16 protein-coding genes are annotated in these 15776 nt (G+C 46.8%); 3 read left to right on the top strand and 13 right to left on the bottom strand.

The window, feature by feature from the left end; genetic code table 11:
* Positions 1 to 13 precede the first annotated feature (13 nt).
* The 3 genes from HMPREF0240_RS05890 to HMPREF0240_RS05880 all read left to right on the top strand — a co-directional run bounded on the left by HMPREF0240_RS05890 (position 14) and on the right by HMPREF0240_RS05880 (position 2688).
* Entirely contained in the window at positions 14 to 931 is a 918-nt protein-coding gene (locus tag HMPREF0240_RS05890; protein WP_009002528.1) for an ATP-binding cassette domain-containing protein, read from the top strand.
* A complete protein-coding gene (locus tag HMPREF0240_RS05885; RefSeq protein WP_035312438.1) occupies positions 924 to 1730 on the top strand; it encodes an ABC transporter permease in 807 nt (268 codons plus the stop codon). Before HMPREF0240_RS05890 ends, HMPREF0240_RS05885 begins: the two co-directional genes overlap by 8 nt.
* Before the next feature lie 61 nt (positions 1731 to 1791).
* Complete coding sequence (locus tag HMPREF0240_RS05880; RefSeq protein ID WP_035312437.1) at positions 1792 to 2688, top strand: HAMP domain-containing sensor histidine kinase; 897 nt, start codon at positions 1792 to 1794, stop codon at positions 2686 to 2688.
* 69 nt (positions 2689 to 2757) lie between these two features.
* Here the strand turns inward: HMPREF0240_RS05880 and HMPREF0240_RS05875 are convergent, their stop codons facing one another.
* The 13 genes from HMPREF0240_RS05875 to HMPREF0240_RS05815 form a co-directional block, all read right to left on the bottom strand.
* The gene (locus HMPREF0240_RS05875) at positions 2758 to 4107 is read right to left on the bottom strand and encodes an MATE family efflux transporter (protein ID WP_035312434.1); all 1350 of its coding nucleotides are present in this window, start codon (positions 4105 to 4107) and stop codon (positions 2758 to 2760) included.
* 456 nt (positions 4108 to 4563) lie between these two features.
* A complete protein-coding gene (locus HMPREF0240_RS05870; RefSeq protein WP_009002524.1) occupies positions 4564 to 5508 on the bottom strand; it encodes a phosphatidylserine decarboxylase in 945 nt (314 codons plus the stop codon).
* A gap of 139 nt (positions 5509 to 5647) precedes the next feature.
* Entirely contained in the window at positions 5648 to 6316 is a 669-nt protein-coding gene (locus HMPREF0240_RS05865) for a CDP-alcohol phosphatidyltransferase family protein (RefSeq protein WP_035312433.1), read from the bottom strand.
* Positions 6317 to 6385: 69 nt separating this feature from the next.
* Positions 6386 to 7438: a lysylphosphatidylglycerol synthase transmembrane domain-containing protein gene (locus HMPREF0240_RS05860; protein ID WP_009002522.1), complete on the bottom strand. Its 1053-nt coding sequence runs from the start codon at positions 7436 to 7438 to the stop codon at positions 6386 to 6388.
* Positions 7428 to 8150: a phosphatase PAP2 family protein gene (locus HMPREF0240_RS05855; protein ID WP_009002521.1), complete on the bottom strand. Its 723-nt coding sequence runs from the start codon at positions 8148 to 8150 to the stop codon at positions 7428 to 7430. The genes HMPREF0240_RS05860 and HMPREF0240_RS05855 overlap by 11 nt, the downstream gene beginning before the upstream one ends.
* Before the next feature lie 259 nt (positions 8151 to 8409).
* Entirely contained in the window at positions 8410 to 8673 is a 264-nt protein-coding gene (locus tag HMPREF0240_RS05850) for a hypothetical protein (protein ID WP_009002520.1), read from the bottom strand.
* A gap of 32 nt (positions 8674 to 8705) precedes the next feature.
* The gene (locus HMPREF0240_RS05845) at positions 8706 to 9089 is read right to left on the bottom strand and encodes a hypothetical protein (protein ID WP_009002519.1); all 384 of its coding nucleotides are present in this window, start codon (positions 9087 to 9089) and stop codon (positions 8706 to 8708) included.
* Positions 9090 to 9188: 99 nt separating this feature from the next.
* Positions 9189 to 9554 carry a DUF2089 domain-containing protein gene (locus HMPREF0240_RS05840; RefSeq protein WP_009002518.1) on the bottom strand — a complete coding sequence of 122 codons (366 nt, stop codon included), beginning with the start codon at positions 9552 to 9554 and terminating at the stop codon, positions 9189 to 9191.
* 401 nt (positions 9555 to 9955) lie between these two features.
* Entirely contained in the window at positions 9956 to 11164 is a 1209-nt protein-coding gene (locus HMPREF0240_RS05835; RefSeq protein ID WP_009002517.1) for a GGDEF domain-containing protein, read from the bottom strand.
* Between the two features lie 20 nt (positions 11165 to 11184).
* Positions 11185 to 12381 (bottom strand): GGDEF domain-containing protein, encoded by a 1197-nt coding sequence (locus tag HMPREF0240_RS05830; RefSeq protein WP_009002516.1) that lies wholly within the window; start codon positions 12379 to 12381, stop codon positions 11185 to 11187.
* A gap of 259 nt (positions 12382 to 12640) precedes the next feature.
* Positions 12641 to 12931, bottom strand: a complete 291-nt coding sequence (locus HMPREF0240_RS05825; protein WP_009002515.1) for a DUF2325 domain-containing protein — start codon at positions 12929 to 12931, stop codon at positions 12641 to 12643.
* 264 nt (positions 12932 to 13195) lie between these two features.
* Positions 13196 to 15277: a heavy metal translocating P-type ATPase gene (locus HMPREF0240_RS05820; protein ID WP_035312432.1), complete on the bottom strand. Its 2082-nt coding sequence runs from the start codon at positions 15275 to 15277 to the stop codon at positions 13196 to 13198.
* 99 nt (positions 15278 to 15376) lie between these two features.
* Entirely contained in the window at positions 15377 to 15661 is a 285-nt protein-coding gene (locus tag HMPREF0240_RS05815) for a DUF6110 family protein (protein WP_009002513.1), read from the bottom strand.
* Positions 15662 to 15776 lie beyond the last annotated feature (115 nt).

The raw sequence follows: 15776 nt of genomic DNA, 5'->3' as shown, positions 1-15776 counted from the left end.
GGGAGTTGAGCTTATGAATGAAGAATTTGCAGTAGAGACGATGGGGCTCTGCAAGACATATGGGAACACGGAAGCTGTCAGCCAGCTGAATATGCAGGTTAAGACCGGTGCAATCTACGGATTAATCGGACCGAACGGCTCGGGGAAGTCGACTACATTGAAAATGCTCTGCGGTCTGGTGCATCCAACCAACGGGGAAGCCAAATTATTCGGAAGATCTGTCAATGATCCGATGGTACGCAGAAGGACAGGCGTGCTGATCGAAGAGGCCGGGCTGCATCACGATTTGACGGCACGGGATAATGTCAGAATGAAGGCAGAATGCATGGGACTGGCTGATAAGACAACGATAGACTCCGTGCTGGAGATCACAGGTCTTACTAATACTGGCAATAAGAAGGTAAAACATTTTTCCATGGGGATGAAACAGAGACTGGGGGTTGCCCTTGCACTCCTTGGCAATCCTGATCTTCTCATCCTGGATGAGCCGATCAATGGACTGGATCCGGAAGGAATCCGGGAACTTCGTGAACTGATGAACACACTAAATGAGGAAGGAAAGACGATCCTTCTAAGTTCACATATCCTCGGTGAATTGAGTAAAATAGCTTCCCATTACGGAATTATCCGCGGCGGGAGAATGACGGAACAAATCAGCAAAGAAAAACTGGAAGAAAAGTGCCGTGATTATTTCCAGCTTGAGGTAGATAATGTAGACCGTGCGCTTCCTGTTATTTCAGAAAATCTGAAAGATGCAGGTTTGGAAGTTTATGATAACCAGACACTACGCATCTATGGTTTTACAGACAGTGCATGGCTGATACAGCTGCTGGTAACGAATCAGGTGCAGGTGTACTCCTCGGGCTTCCACCATATGAATCTGGAAGAATACTTCCTGGATAAGATGGAAGGAGGTGCCCGCAATGCTTAGTTTAATGCGAATGGATTTATACCGGATGAGAAAAGGCAAAGCGGCTTATATCTGCCTGGGAATTATTCTTGCAACAATCGCGCTCGTATATTTTCTCCTCTTTTTAATGCTGACACCCGGAGGACAGGTAATTGCAGGTAAACTTGGCATGATGGATATTGCAGAGGTGGAGGAAGCAAAGGCGCTGTTCCAGGAGATCAATCTTCTGCTGGTATTCAGACAGTCCTGTACGGACGGCGGCTTCTTTTCTCTTGTGATTTCTGTATATTTTACCATATTTGTATGTGCAGATTTTAAAAACGGATTTATTAAGAACATTATGTCAATTCACGTAAACCGTTGGAAATATGTGGGCAGCAAGATGCTTTCTTTCGCCATCTTAGATATAATCTATCTGGCGGCGGCTTATTTGTTTACTTTTTTAGTGAATCTGATAATAGGCGGAAGCGTTCCTTTTACAAAGCTTTCCTCTGTACTGTTCTATATGGCACAGGCCTGGGTTCTGACCATGGCGATCCTGGCGCTGACTATGGTGGTTTGTATGCTCACCCGCAGTATAGCGGCCGGGATTCTGACAGCCGTATTGGTGGCAAGCGGTGTAATTGTTACTATACTGAACGCACTTCTTGGATTCTTCCACGCAAACGGCTGGCTGAAGTACACTTTATATTTTAGCCTGACTGGCGCTCCGGAGGTATATCATGGTCCTGCCGACCTGGCGGGATTTGCCGTTGGGATTGTGTTCCTGATTGTGTATACGGTATTTGCAGGAGTGGTTCTGAATAAGAAAGATATTTAGCAGAGAGCCGTAGTAAGTAAGTTAGATGATAAACCGGCTCTTGAACAGGAGGTATGATACGATGGTAATTTTGACAGTGGCATTTGCAGCTATCGCAGTTTTTCTGCTCATACGCTGCATCCGATACCGCCTGGAGATCCGATCCGTCTGCCGGCAGCTGGATGAGCTGGCCCAGGGCAGCCACATGGAGCTTTTTGTAACCCGGAAGGATAAATCTTTTCTGGAACTCTGCCGAAAGCTGAATCTGGTGATGAAACTGAACCGTCAGAAAGAGATACAGTATGACAAGGCCCAGAAAAGGCTGAAACAGAATATCTCTGCCCTGGCGCACGATATCCGCACCCCGCTGACAAGTGCAGCGGGGTATCTTCAAATGGGTGCAGAATGCGCGGACGAAGAAAAAAGAGACCGGTATCTGAACGTCAGCCAGGACAGACTGGAAGAGCTGAAAGACATGCTGGAAGAATTATTTTTGTACACAAAACTTTCCAGCGATGAATTTGAGCTGTCTATACGGCCTGTGCAGGTTCTGCCGCTTCTTGGGGAATGTCTTGTGGGAATGTACCGGCAGTTTGAGGAAAAGGGAGCGGAACCTGTGGTAGAATTTGAAGATGAGGGGATACGGATGATGGCGGATGAAGAATGCCTGACAAGGATTTTCCGCAATCTGATCCAGAATGCCCTGCTGCACGGAACCGGCGGCATTACGATCAGACAGGCGGGCAGAGTGCTGACCTTTGAAAATCCTGTTGCTGAGGATTCAGAAATTGATGTGGCGCAGATATTTGATCGTTTCTATAAAGCGGACGGAGCACGCCGCAAAGGTTCCTCCGGTCTGGGTCTGGCAATCGTCAGAGAAATGACGGAAAAAATGGGTGGAACCATTGAGGCGGTTCTGGCACAAAATGTATTAAAAGTCTTAATAAATTGGCCGTCGGAAGATACACACCAGCCTTAACCGCACCGCCGGACGGGGCCGTCGTCCGCTTGCCGTCTGCAGACATTTACCAGAGGATTCACGCTGTCTCTACACATCCCGGGTAAGCTTCCGTATCCAGTTTCCATAGTGTGATTCCAGAAAGGCCGGAATACATTTGAAGATCTGGTCTGCATTCAGACAGCATACAACCACTGCGGGAGAAGCTTTCACTACAAATGCCATAATAAAGGAAAGCGGAATTACAATCATCCAGATGCTGACCAGATCCATTTTTACAACAAACATCGCATTTCCACCGCCTCTGATTATGCCATTATTGGTTGGCATCTGATAGGACATCCCTACAATTACCACACTCAGAATGATCAGGAATGTATTCGCCATCTCCTTCGTGGAAGCGGACAGGTCGTACAGATTCAGAATCGGAATGCGGATAAAGAACAAAATAATACCGGAAACAATCCCGATTCCCAGAAACAGTTTCTGAAGCCGGATGGAATATTGTTTTACAACTTTGATATCCCCCATCCCGATCGTCTTTCCTATAATGATAGATGCAGTGGACGCCGCACCAACCGCCATGGATTTCACCATCATAAAGAGCGTCGATGCCACACTGTTCGCCGCGATCGCCGCCGCAGTCATATGTCCGAGAATCACGGTCTGAAGAGCCGTATTCAGCCCCCACAGCCCCTGCACCACCAGCATGGGCGCTGTAATTTTGAAGTAATCCTTACAAAGCACCCTGTCAAAATGCAGGTAATCTTTTAGTCTCAGATTCAGCTTCTTTTCCTTTGTCACTACAAAAACAATTAGAACCGTACACTCAATGATTCTGGCGATCAGAGTCCCGACTGCCGCGCCTCTGGCTCCCAATTCCGGTGCGCCGAAATGCCCGTAGATCAGAACATAATTAATCCCGCAGTTCACGAAAAATGTTACCACCGAGAGACACATGGCGATCCGCACTACTTCCACACTTCTAAGCGCCGCCAGAAGCAGCTGGGTAACCGCAAAAAACAGATATGTGAACCTGATAATCTCCAGATATTTCACGCCCTCACCAATAATCGGCTTATCCGTAGTAAACATCCCCACAACCTGATTCGGAAACACACTGACCAGAACAAAAAGCAGCACCGCAATGACAAGCGCCGCATGCATGGCAGATGCCGCAATCTTCTTCATCGGCTGCACCTGCTTCTTCCCCCAGTACTGACTGCAGAAAATAACCAGCCCGTCCCCCAGCGCCATCAGCAGCTGCTGAAAAATAAACTGAATCTGATTCACCGCCGCAACCCCCGCCAGAGAAGTCTCACTGTAAGCCCCCAGCATCATATTATCCGCCAGATTCACACTCAAAGTAATAACATTCTGCAGCACCAGCGCACTGTATATCTTAAAAAAATTTATGTAAAATTCTCTGTCCTTAATCATGCCCTTCACCTCATAAGCCCTTGTTATAACCAACGGTATTATTATACGCCTGAAGTGAATAATTTTCCATCACGATTTACCCAGTCCTGCCCGCCTTTTAGGCTTTTAGAAAAAACTACTAATTAAAATGACCGTATCCCCCAAAATCAAAGCACGCTCTAACTTAAAAATACCCAAATACCTCCCCCTTTAAGAATCCCATCCGTATGCACCTCCCGCCTGGAAGCGCCAAGCTCCGCGAAATGAGCGGCAGGAAGTTTCCGAAAAAGAAGACAGGGGTGCTGGAAGCGTCTTTACGGCTGTTAGCTGGAGTTGAGTAAAAAGGAAGGAAAACCAGGGTAAGATATGTGATCACAAATCACATATCTTCCTGGCCCCAGCGCCTGAAGCCATCAGGGCTTCAGGTGATGTGGCCAGGTCTGCCCTGGTTTTCCTTCCTTTTTATTCTACTCCAGCTTACTGCCGTATTCCGTTTCCAGCACCCCTGCCTTCTTTTTCGGAAACTTCCTGCCGCTCATTTCGCGGAGCGACCTCCCTCCCAATCCGCTCCCCCATTTTTATGATTGTCTCACATCCCGCCTGTGTATTGCGGACCAACCGTTCCTCCAGCTCTACTGCGTCTTTCTGGAAAAGCAGCACCACGGTAGACCCGCCGAACTCGAACCGCCCCTTGGCTTCTCCCCTCTTGACCTGGCATGCCTCATGGTAGTTTGTTATGCGGCCCACCATCAGCGCACCAACCTCCATCATCAGCACGGTCTTAAAATGCCTGCTCTTTAAAAGAGAATATTCTCTCGTATTTTCTTTATAGATCGGATATACATCCCCCGCCGCCGGGTTCACCGTGTGAAAGATGCCGTTGATCCGGTAATTCTCTGACTTCTCGCCGTCATCTACATAACAGTATCTGTGGTAATCATCAACCGTCAGGCGGAACACACAGGCCCAGCCTCCCACGTAGCGCTTTGCCAGGCTCGAGGAGCGGAGCAGCGATTTCACCGTATATTCGGTATTTTTGATGCAGAATCTGCTCTCTTCCCCCACTTTCTCCGTGATCGGATACACGCTCAGCTTACCATCACAGGGGCTGATCAGCGCCCCTTCGCCGCCTTCCAGCGGCCGGAATCCGGGTTTAATCTCACGTGTAAAAAAGTCATTGTAAGACTTATATTTCTTATCCACATAGGAGGACAGATCGATGCCGCTTTTCTTTACAAATGGGGCAATCAGGCATGTGGACCATCTTCTGTCCAGCAGCCATCCCCCTGCCTTTGATATTCCCGGCCGCACCAGCAGGCCAATGAGCAGTCTTCCGCTCCTGTGCGTGTACAGCCACTCAAGCAGTCTGTCCTGCCCATTCTTTTCTTCCGTCATATTACCGTCTCTGTCGATATATTTCATATGTAGTCTCTGCATCCCCGACCGTAAAATAAATATAATCTGTAATGTCCGGGGATAATCCTTTCCACTATTTTCCTGTGATCTTTCTGCCATCTGCCAGTAATTTTCGGCTAAATTTATTCTGAATTTTACCGGCCCACTACCGTCTCACAATCCAGGGCCATCCGGGATGGAAGCTGATCCTGTAGCGCGTAAAAAATATCATGACGACTACCGCAGCCGCTACAACTCCCACAATGACTGCCAGTGTCATATTTTTCGGTTTTTTCAGTTTAAAATTCACAATGAACAAAATCCCCACAATCAAAAGTGCCAGATGCAGACAGATCCGGAAAACAAAATCGGGAACAAAAAACTGAATCATAAATACCAGCGGCAGGACAATCGCCATGGATGTAATTGGCAGCCCCCGGTAGAACTTTTCACCATCCTCCGTCACCAGTGCATTCTTTGCCTCCATTACATTAAAGTACGCCAGCCGGATTACAGAGTTGATACAGTACATTATGATAATCGCCATGCCCAGTGGTCCCCGCACGCCCAGCAGATAGCAGATCAGTGCAGGAAATGCCCCGAAACAGACAACATCGCACAATGAATCGATTTGAATGCCAAATGCCTTCTCGTCCTCGGTCCTGTCCTTTTTTGCACGGGCGATTTTCCCGTCAAACATATCGCAGAGTCCGGATAATGCCAGGCAGATAATTGCCGTTTTAAATCTTCCGTGAATCGCCTGTGTCATGCCGAATGCGGATATGCCCAGACTGATGTAAGTCAACACCACTGTATAATTATAAAATCCAATCATTTTCTCTCTCTTTTCCTTAGTTTATACATAATTCTGCAGCTTGCTGCAGATCCGCCCGCAGGTCATGTGTTATGTGGTGCCCTTTGGGTATATTTTATCCGTTACCTTTTGTCCAATTGTCAGATGTGCGAACAGTGTCATTCCTGCACTGAGCAGCAACTGTATGTAATATGCAATTCCGCGGCTTAATACCATTCCCGGCAGCAGAAGCCCCGCTGCAAATATACCTTTGAAAATAATCAGGAACAGATTTTCACTGATTCCCATTCCGCCCGGGAGCGGAAGCATATCTACCGATACCGATACCACTGCCTGGAGCATAACAACGTCATAAATATGCGCTCCATGAAGTCCGAATGCCCTGTAGACAAACCATGTCACAAAAAACAGGGCAAATCTCTGGAAAAATGTAATCAGCAGGACATTGACCATGACTCTGGCATGACTGCGCAGATAGGCTGCTGTCGCATTATACTGATCCATAGACGCTTCCAGCCTCTGCGTCCTCTCCGGCTTGCGCTTCATAATGTGGATGCGTTCCAGTATCTTCAGGCACCACATCATAATCCCCTTTGCCAGCGCCGGATGAAATGCCAGGATCGACATGGCAATGCAGCACACTACGTTCAAACCTACTCCCAGATAAAATACCGGCAGTATCCCCTCCAGGTATTTGTGTACGAATCCCCTCTGAAAGAAGGCCACGAACAGTCCCACTGCCACTAATACCAATTTATATGTAATTGTAACAATCATCAGCACCAATGTCGAGACAGGAACCGGAATTTTATTTTTCCGCATATAGTATATCTGCATCGGCTGCCCTCCGCTGGCCGAAGGGGTGATGGCACTGAAAAAGAATCCCACACAGGAATATAGAAAACAGGTCCATTTCTTCTCGCGAATCCCAAGTGTTCCAAACATATAATGGATGATAATGGACTCTCCCCAGATGAAAACTACCACCCCCAGAACTCCTGGAAGGAGATACCAGGGATTTACCTGCAGGATGGTCCTAAGCACCGCCCGCAGATCTTCCCCTTTAAAAACACTATAGATAGTCAATGCAAACACCAGCAGGACAAACACGGCATTTACAATCTTTTTCTTTTTACTCTTCACAGCCCACCTGCTTTCTGACTGACACGTCCTGCCTGCGAAAACATTTTTTATTCAGCATATCAAATACCCGCTTCGGATACCTGTACAGCTGTGTATGGAACGCCAGCCAGTACATTCCTTCGGCCAGGAGAATTCCACCGAACACATCCACTATGTAATGCTGTTTTGTAAACTGCGTGGATACACAGACCAGCAGCGCAAACAGACATGAAAAAACTCTGTATGCCCTCGGTACATTCTTCCGTCCCCGGATACCGATAAAGCAGAACCAGCTCACAAGGCAGTGGATGGATGGAAACAGCCTTGTGGGGTCATCCATCCCATATACCATTCCCAGCAGCATCTCCCAGATCCCGCCGCCGGAAAGTACCGGCCGCACATTGGTAGTCGGAAGCACCAGATAGAAAAACGCACAGACCAGCCTTGACAGCATATCCGCTGTTGCAAACCGGATGCAGTGTTCCTCCCCCTGCCGTGCTATCAGTATATAGTTCACAATCCAGAACAGATAACATCCCAGATAGACAGTGACAAATCCCGGAATAACCGGAACCGCCCGGTCTATGGGAAGCGTTAAGTCATAATGTTTCCATGATCCCGCCAGAAAATCTGTGCCGGTATAAACAATAAAGTTCAGGATAACACAGGATAGAAGTGGGAATATTGCATATTGTGGTACAACTGGTTTTCTTTTTCCGGATATTTTTCCCATATCAGCCGCCCTTTCTCTTCAGTCTATTGCTATTATAACAGACTTTTCAAAAGTTGCACCTCTTCTCCCCGTTTCTTTCATAAATCCTAATAAATTTTTAAGATTTCTGGAAAATCTTCCATAAAAGAGTGGAATTTTGGCTGCTGGTTCTGTTCCCTTACAGGATCGGATAAAAATTACCGCCTGAAGTAAACAATCCTGGAAGGATCACCTGCTCCGGGCGGTAAAAAACCTGTGTCTGTTTTTATTTTAAAATGTCCTATAACTTTATTGAGACAAAAGTCCCGTCCGAAGCTTCCACATGTACAACCTCAAGTCCTTTATTCTCCTTCAGGATATCCATGCATTCATCCAGCATCATCACCAGAACCGGCCTGGTGATGAGTGCATCATAGGGCGGGGGCACATCTTTGCGCATCTGTCGAAATGCAGCCTCCGGTATTACTTTTACTGCAAGAGATGCCATTCCCATGGGGACCGGAATTCTTAAGTTTACATCCGGAGATTTTACTACTACCATCATAATATGTTTCCTCGCTTGCCGTTCGTTTTTAATTATTTATCCACATATATTCTGACCGTGGTGCCGTCTGCTGCACTGACATTGACAAAATCACCTTCAACCTCTTCATCCAGACACTCCGATACGGCGTCCATGATAGAAGATAAATCCATCCCCTGCAGCTCCTGTTCGGGCAGCGGCAGCTTTCCGGTTGCCTTTAGCACCTTTTTCACTGCACCGACCGGAAACTGGATATTCACTTTATCTCCCACAGGGCTGTCAACTATGATACGAAACATCTTCTTATCATAGCTTCTGTTCGCAACAGCAGTTGTCTGCTCTGCTTCCACTCCCATGGCTTTCATAAGTTCTGCCGCCTGCTCTGCGGTCACGGTTCCTTCTTCTACCATCTTTAATATTCTCAATCGCTCGTCCATATTATCCTCCATTTTTTCATAATATGTGTTGTTTTACCTTGAATCTTTCCTTAGGGTTTGTAATATAATATCTTTCTGGATATCTGGTTTCATATCTGCTCACTTCAGCTTCTGGATTGCCTCCTCCGCGGTGATCTCCCCCTGCTCCAGTGCCCTGAGAACAGCCTCCCGCCGAAGCATCTCCTCATCCCTGGCAGCCTCCTTCTCATAACCGAGTCTCTGAATGACCCCGTCCAGCTTCGCCCTCACAGTGGGATACGAAATCCCCAGCTCCTTTTCCACCTCTTTGATATTACCCCGGCACTTGATGAATGTCTCGGTGAAATGCAGTTCCTCGGCTGACAGATAGTCGAACTTACTGAGTGTAAAATCATTCTCTATCACTGTGCCGCACTTTGCACACTTCAGACGCACAACACTGAGTTCCCCTACGCAGACCGGGCACTGGCTAATGACCTTTTTCATATATTCACTTCCTTCCTGTTAATAATATATCACCATATATCATAATTTTCAATATAAAAATTAATTATTTTAATTTTTATATCAAAGATATTAATTTATATATCTATTATCTTTAATCTTCTTTAATTTTATCCATATAATCCATACTTCTTTTACCTTATATGTACTTATCATGGCGTTTACATTCCTCCCGGAGTATTTTTGTTGTATAAACATATTCTAAAGCCTCTCCTATATAACATAAAGAACGCCACAGCATAAATGATTTCTCATCCATACTGCGGCGTCCTGCTCCGCCATCTCACCGCCCCCTGGTCTGTCAGAATGGCATCCATAGACTTCTTATATATCTAATAGTGGTTGTCTTAAAAATGTGAAAGGGCATACCCTGAGGGCACAGCTTAATCCCGCGCCAGGCATTTTTGCCTCTTCTGTTCATACATCCGATGGTCAGCCGCATGAATCATGGCTCCGCAATCGGAATATTCTCCGCTCTCAGCCACGCCATAACTGAAGGAAAGCTGATAAGAAAAGGAACCTTCTTCCGCAAGACCGTGCAGCCTGCCATTAACTGCTTCCGCCTTTACTTTTGCACCTTCGGCCCCCATATCCGCAAGCAGAAGCAGAAACTCATCCCCGCCGTAACGAAACAGGGAGTCACTGCTTCGGCAGACGCTGTGGATCTCCCTTACCGCCTTCAGAATGTAGCGGTCACCTTCCTCGTGCCCGTACTGGTCATTGACATTCTTGAGCCCGTCCAGATCCAGAAAGCATAAGGAAAAGCGGGTATTCTGTGACATCAGCGCTGATAACGTCTCCTCCGCATACTGCCGGTCGTAAAGCCCCGTCAGTGAGTCAATAGCCGCCTGACGCCGCAGGTATTCTTCCTCCCACTTCTGTTCCTTCAGTTCCTGTTCAATACGCAGATTTTTCTCCCGGTAATCATCCAGCTCACAAATCCGAACCGCATAGCGGATCGCAATATAAAAACCAATCACGCTGAACAGGCATGATTTGATACTCCATACCTTCAGCAGAAGATCGTTGAGGGGCGTAGAATACAACAGCAGGTTAAGGAACAGATAAAAAAACAGACCGGCCATCATTTCCAGCAGAAAGGCGTGATGTCTGGGATATCTAAGGATCAGCCGCAGCCGATCTATAAAAGCCGGGCGCTTAAATACCTGCATGATGGCACCTGCCAGTACAAAGCCCAGCAAAACCGGTATCCCTTTCAGATTGCCGACGCTGCTGGTACGATTATCAAAACATTGCAGAGGCTGATTCAGCAGAATCGCTATGATACTGCGGCAGAAAATATTCACGGCAAGCCCGTAGATAATTCCGATCAGCGTACTGAACAGTGCACATCTTCCTGCTCCTTTACTATAAAACAGAGTTTCAAAAAACAACAAAAACGCGAACAGAAACCAGTTCACGATCAGCGGGAACTCCAGTATACTGCAGAAAATGAAAAACAGGTAGTTGACGGCAAAACTGATAGGGACGAACCATACACGAAGTACTGGCATTTGACGGAGTTTTCCGGCCATTAGAAAGTACTGCCAGTTAAAATAGTAATAGGCCGCAGCTGTCAGAAGTAATATCATCTCACGTCCCTCCTTTCTGTTCAGGACCTCGCCTGTTTATCCTGATACATTGCCTGATCTGCCCGGCGTAAAATCTGTTCCACACTGTCACCGGAATTCTTCATAACATATGTAATGCCATAGCTGAAAGCAAAAGAAGGTCTGCATTGCACCGCCAGGTGCCCCCGGATGGATTCAAAGCGTTTCCTGGCAGTTTTCAGTGGACATCCCGGAAGCAGTACAACAAACTCATCCCCGCCTACACGCGCAAAGATGTCTGCCTTCCGCAGGCAGGATCCCAGTTCCTTCGTAAACCTGGTAAGATACAGGTCCCCCGCATGGTGTCCCTCCCGGTCATTGATCTGTTTGAGTTGATCAAGATCTATAAAAACAAGGGAAAACGGCTCTTTTTCCTGTAGAAGGAATTCCACCCGTTCTATTGCATACCGCCGTGTAAATATTCCGGTCATGGGATCCAGGACTATTTTACTTCGCAGTTCAGCAGCATTTTTGTTCTGCTGTTCCAGTTTTTCCAACAGAAGGTTGTGTTCTGCTTCCAGATAATGTACCTTTAAGAGCTGATAAATATGGCTTAAAAACCGAATCAGGTAGAACTCCAGCAACACCGTACTTCCAATCAAAAAAACCGGTAGCAATTTCCAGTCAATATCAGAGATGCACAGTACGCTGTCCAGCATCAGGAAAATATTACAGAACCAGAGAAATTTTATAAAAGGCCTGACTTCCTCGCTCTCCGCCTGGGTGCGCAGTACCTCCATTATCATTCCCCAGCGTGGAACCATGCAGGCCGTCAGAGTGTTTGCAGCCAGTAAAATGCCAATGGTGGCGATCCGCCAAAAAGGCTGACTCAGAAGATCGTTCATCTGTATCCCGGTCAAAAGTGAGAATAAACTAATCAGGATCATATGCAGCGCTATGGTCGTCAAATGGGTAAGATTAATTAAGAAAAGCCCTCTGGTACGACTTACACTTTTGTAAAACAGCAGGGAAAGCTTTCCCAGATATGCCAGAATATAGAGAAACGGCAAAGGTATATTGATCATTCCCCAAAGCAGAAACAAGAGAAAGGCAGGGAGGAAATTCCAGAACCGTTCCCGGATCGTATTTTTTTGCTGATATCCCAAAGCGATCATCGCATTATGTGATGCACAGTCATAGAGCAGGGAAAGTCCGGCGGGCACAAGAAGGCCCCAGCCAAGGTAAATCGGAAACGGCATTGTAATCTCTTCTTTCTTTTGTATTCTTATCTTAAAACCTTTTTTATCCGGGGTTATAGGAAACCATTGACAGCCACGCTTTATGCCCCAATCGGTAATGTTATCAGCTGTATCTTTGCTGGTATTATAGCAAATATCTGCACTCCCGTCCACATCTTGAACCGTCAGGCCCGACAATATTCCCCCGAAAATTATATTCTATATCATAAAAAAGCGTTCAGACCGCAACAATCTGAACGCTTTTTTCTGATAAAATTATTTATGAAACATTACCACAGACGCCCCCCAATATTTCCTCCAGGGCATTTTTACTGCTTGTATGGCATCTGATTACATCCGCATTGCACCGTCCGGCCTCCTCCACAGCACATTTTACCATTTTATGTGATACAGTATTCGTGAAGAGCACGATCAGATCCGGGCTTCCAATCTGTTTTCCCAGCCCCGCAGACATCTGGGTAAATACCTTAGCTTTACAGTGGAACTGTTTACAGATTTTCTTATATTGACATACCATCCGGTCATGTCCTCCAATTATTACAATACTCATAAAAACCTCCTTATTGCCTTCCTGAATGCATTCTGCTAGATGTTTCAATGTTCTAATACAGTTTCGTGGTTATTTCGGGTTGGTTAGTTTTGACTAACCTAATTATATGATAACCATTCTCATTCAAAAAATCAATAAGATATACTGATACTTTTTCTCAATAACTAATCATATTTAAATTTATATGCACAGCTCCTCGGACCAGACAGCAGAACAAGTCTGCCATCAGTCCGCGGAGTGCCCTGTCTTCCATATATTTATCCTTTATTCTTCCTCTAAAAGATTCTGCATGCTTTTCAGACTGATTCCCAGCGTAGAAACATTATGCAGGAAAGCCGAAGTTGCAGGCATTAATATTCCTGCGATCCCCAGTACAATGAGCGATGTATTGAATCCCACTATAAAGCGGTAGTTTCTTTGAATCCTGTTCATGAGTGCATCGCTTAACTGCCTCAGCTTCACGATCTCCCTGAGATCGTCGGCAGCGATTGTGATATCTGCTATCTCCCTTGCTATCTCGGCGCCGTCGCTGATGGCAATTCCCACATCTGCTGCCGAAAGAGCCGGGGAATCATTGATACCATCCCCCGTCATAATGACTTTCCGCCCGGCTGCTTTTTCCATCTCTATAAATCTTGCCTTGTCTTCCGGCAAAACTTCAGAATAGTACTCGTCCACTCCGACTTTTTCCGCAATGGCTGCCGCCGTGCGCTCACTGTCCCCGGTCATCATGACTATTTTTTTGAAACCGGCCCCGCGCAGACGTGTTATTACTTCTTTTGCCTCTTCTCGCAGCGGGTCTTCTATACATATGACTGCGGCAAGCTTCTGCTCTATGGCCAGATAAAGATGAGAATATTCTGTAGGAAGGCTGCTGAATTTTTCTTCATATCCTTCCCGAATCGTACAGTTTTCATCCTCAAAGACAAAATGATGGCTGCCAATCACAACCTTCCTCCCGTCTATGGAGGATGAAATACCATGCGCGACGATATAATCTACTTTAGCATGCATCTCTTCATGGACAAGCCCTTTTACTTTGGCCGCTTTCACCACAGCTTTTGCCATGGAATGCGGGAAATGCTCTTCCAGGCATGCTGCAATTCTCAGCATGTCATCCGCTTCGCCTTCACCGAATGTAATGACCTCTTTCACCGTTGGTTTTGCCTTGGTGAGCGTCCCCGTCTTGTCAAATACGATGGTCTCCGCTTCCGCTGCCGCTTCAAGGTATTTTCCGCCTTTTACCGTGATACGGTTCTGGTTTGCCTCCCTTATGGCAGATAAAACGGCGATCGGCATTGCCAGCTTTAACGCACAGGAAAAGTCCACCATTAGCACGCACAGCGCCTTCGTGACATTCCTGGTAAGCAGCCAGATGAGTCCGGTTCCCGCCAATGTATACGGAACCAGCCTGTCCGCCAGATGCTCTGCCTTTCCTTCCACTGTTGATTTTAGTTTTTCCGATTCTTCAATCATGGATACAATCTTTTCAAAACGGGTAGACCCCTTTGTTTTTTTCACCAGAACGACCAGCTCGCCCTCTTCCAGCACAGAACCGGCGTACACATAACCGTCTGTTTCCTTCCGCACCGGTAGTCCTTCCCCGGTAAGTGAAGACTGGTTAACTAGTCCCTCACCCCCGGCAACAGTACCGTCAAAGGGTATGACATTGCCCATGTGGACAACCACCTGATCCCCGGGTACAATCCGGGTAACATCTGTGAGCACTTCCTGGTCTCCTGTTTTCAGCCATACTTTTTTGACATTCAGGGACATACTTCGGGCAAGATCCCCGACAGACTTTTTATGTGTCCACTCTTCCAGCACTTCCCCAATCCCCAATAGGAACATCACGGAACCGGCCGTCTCCATGTCTCCCCGCAGCACAGACACTCCGATTGCTGTGGCATCCAGAACCGGAACCTCCAGGCGGCCTTTCATCAGGCTTTTGAAGCCTTTCCACAGGTATTTGAGAGACTTCAGCACTATGTAGGCTTTCCGGACAGGATATGGTATAAGAAGTTTACTTCCATACCGCAGAATGACTTTTTGAATCAGCCTCTCCTGATATTCTGCATTGAGCTCTCTGCCCGAATTCTCAATCAGCCCCTCCGGAACCTCCACGTCTTCATAATGATACTTTTTCAGCAGAGCCAGCAGTTCCTCCCTGTCCCCGCTGAACCGTACAGATACATCTGCTGTCCGCTCGTATATTTTTACTTCCATCACCTGAGGGAAGCTTTCCAGATAATACTGCAGCGTATCCGCCTCCTGGTATGTCATCTGCCCCTGCACTGCATGTATGCGCATCCGCCCTTTTATTTCATGTTTTATTATAAACTTCACTGTAACGCCTCCCATATATTTCCATCACCGATGCAGTAAAACGGGACTGTCGCATCTGCCCAGCCCCGTCTTGGTCACATTTATTTACCAGCAGATTTCCTACGCTTCAGCCGTCTCTTCACCTGAAGGCATCTCGTCTGTCTGCACCGCGTCTTTTTCAGCGCGTTCCTCATTGATCTGCTTTGCCTCTGCCAGGATATCCTCTGCATTCTCCTGTACTGTGGTGGCGGTCTTCATCACACATTCCTTTGCGCGCAGCACAGCTGCTGTACAGTTCGTATACACCTTTTTTGCATCCTTGCTGGAAAGAACTTTTACGCCTGCCGTTCCAAACAATACACCGCCTGCAAAAATCCCGATTCTCTTTAATTTAAAAATATCCATTCCTGTTATCCTCCTTATACTTTATCTGTTGTACGTATGTTTCTACTTATGTTTGTATCCGGTATAGAACACCATCGCGAAACAAAAGACTGCGGCCCACGCCCAAAACTTATGC

The organism is Clostridium sp. D5, assembly GCF_000190355.1.
In the GTDB taxonomy this organism is placed as follows: Bacteria; Bacillota; Clostridia; order Lachnospirales; family Lachnospiraceae; genus Faecalicatena; species Faecalicatena fissicatena_A.
Note: the sequence above shows the minus strand (reverse complement) of the source record. Positions and strands in the feature narration are given on the sequence as shown.

Bases quoted from the DNA above. Each gene is read 5' to 3' on its own strand.
- HMPREF0240_RS05865 (WP_035312433.1), bottom strand. From the start codon at position 6,316: ATGATTGGATTTTATAATTATACAGTGGTGTTGACTTACATCAGTCTG.
- HMPREF0240_RS05830 (WP_009002516.1), bottom strand. From the start codon at position 12,381: ATGCCGTTTCCGATTTACCTTGGCTGGGGCCTTCTTGTGCCCGCCGGA.
- HMPREF0240_RS05815 (WP_009002513.1), bottom strand. From the start codon at position 15,661: ATGGATATTTTTAAATTAAAGAGAATCGGGATTTTTGCAGGCGGTGTA.
- HMPREF0240_RS05890 (WP_009002528.1), top strand. From the start codon at position 14: ATGAATGAAGAATTTGCAGTAGAGACGATGGGGCTCTGCAAGACATAT.
- HMPREF0240_RS05850 (WP_009002520.1), bottom strand. From the start codon at position 8,673: ATGATGGTAGTAGTAAAATCTCCGGATGTAAACTTAAGAATTCCGGTC.
- HMPREF0240_RS05855 (WP_009002521.1), bottom strand. From the start codon at position 8,150: ATGGGAAAAATATCCGGAAAAAGAAAACCAGTTGTACCACAATATGCA.
- HMPREF0240_RS05870 (WP_009002524.1), bottom strand. From the start codon at position 5,508: ATGAAATATATCGACAGAGACGGTAATATGACGGAAGAAAAGAATGGG.
- HMPREF0240_RS05875 (WP_035312434.1), bottom strand. From the start codon at position 4,107: ATGATTAAGGACAGAGAATTTTACATAAATTTTTTTAAGATATACAGT.
- HMPREF0240_RS05835 (WP_009002517.1), bottom strand. From the start codon at position 11,164: ATGATATTACTTCTGACAGCTGCGGCCTATTACTATTTTAACTGGCAG.
- HMPREF0240_RS05880 (WP_035312437.1), top strand. From the start codon at position 1,792: ATGGTAATTTTGACAGTGGCATTTGCAGCTATCGCAGTTTTTCTGCTC.
- HMPREF0240_RS05825 (WP_009002515.1), bottom strand. From the start codon at position 12,931: ATGAGTATTGTAATAATTGGAGGACATGACCGGATGGTATGTCAATAT.
- HMPREF0240_RS05845 (WP_009002519.1), bottom strand. From the start codon at position 9,089: ATGGACGAGCGATTGAGAATATTAAAGATGGTAGAAGAAGGAACCGTG.
- HMPREF0240_RS05885 (WP_035312438.1), top strand. From the start codon at position 924: ATGCTTAGTTTAATGCGAATGGATTTATACCGGATGAGAAAAGGCAAA.
- HMPREF0240_RS05840 (WP_009002518.1), bottom strand. From the start codon at position 9,554: ATGAAAAAGGTCATTAGCCAGTGCCCGGTCTGCGTAGGGGAACTCAGT.